The sequence below is a fragment of the Roseicella aerolata genome, assembly GCF_020523605.1.
Classification (GTDB): domain Bacteria; phylum Pseudomonadota; class Alphaproteobacteria; order Acetobacterales; family Acetobacteraceae; genus Paracraurococcus; species Paracraurococcus aerolatus.
In genome coordinates this window covers 1-963 of sequence record NZ_JAJAQI010000165.1, presented here as the reverse complement: position 1 = coordinate 963, position 963 = coordinate 1, and the positions used below count along the sequence as shown (strand labels likewise).

The 963-nt window shown below is 65.8% G+C and carries 1 protein-coding gene; it reads right to left on the bottom strand.

Annotated elements, in window-relative coordinates:
* Positions 1 to 119 precede the first annotated feature (119 nt).
* Complete coding sequence (locus LHA35_RS28360; protein WP_226615246.1) at positions 120 to 686, bottom strand: ATP-binding protein; 567 nt, start codon at positions 684 to 686, stop codon at positions 120 to 122.
* Between the last annotated feature and the right edge of the window lie 277 nt (positions 687 to 963).

Sequence of the window (963 nt, the reverse complement as noted above, 5' to 3'; positions counted from 1 at the left end):
CCCGCCGTGATCGCCCCCAGATAGGCCGCGAACCGCGCCTCGCCCGTCCTCGGCCGCCTTGTCTGCCTCTCTACCATCCCCCACATATAGGAAGACCGGAAAGCTTTGACACAGTAAGATTAGGAGCGGCGATCCGGTGCGGGCGCATCCTGCTCGACGGCCACATCGGATGCGGCGGGCAGAAGGAATGTGACCTCGGTGCCCTTGCCGGGCTCGCTCTGAATCCGGAGCGCCCCACCCGCCTGCTCCGCGAAACCATAGGCTTGGCTGAGCCCGAGTCCAGTGCCCTCGCCCCTCGCCTTGGTTGTGAAGAACGGCTCGAACACGCGCCCGAGCACCCCTCTCGGGATGCCAGGGCCGGTATCGCGCAGACAGACCGCAACAGCCCGGCCCGCCAGCCTGGTCCGGCCCGCGTCCAATGTCACATTCCGCGCTGATACCTCGAGCAGCCCGCCTTCGGGCATGGCGTCGCGAGCGTTCAGCGCGACATTGAGCAGGGCCAGCTCGAACTGCGCCGCATCCACCCGGACAGGCCAGAGGTCGTCTTCGAGGTTGATATCGATCCGGATCCTGCCTTGGAGGGAGCGGCCGAACAGGTCCGCCGCCCTGCGGATGTGGTCGGCCGTGTCGACGACCTTGGGCTCCGTCGGCAGGTCCTGCGAGAAGGCGAGCAGGTGCTCGGTCAAGCCCGCGCGCTCCGCCGCAGCTACCCTTATATCGGCGAGGATGCGCTTCAGCCTTTCGGAATCGCCCACTGCCGCGTTGGCGAGCCTGATGCCGCTGAGGACGATCTGGATCAGGTTGCTGAAGTTGTGGGCGACCCCGGCGGTGAGTTGGCCGAGAGTGGACTTGCTTCGGGAAAGTGGAGAGGTCCCGATGATGCAAGAGGACCCACATGAAGCAGCAGCGACGGTTTACGAAGGAATTTGAGGACGAGGCGGTACGCCTTGCTCGGACGAGCGG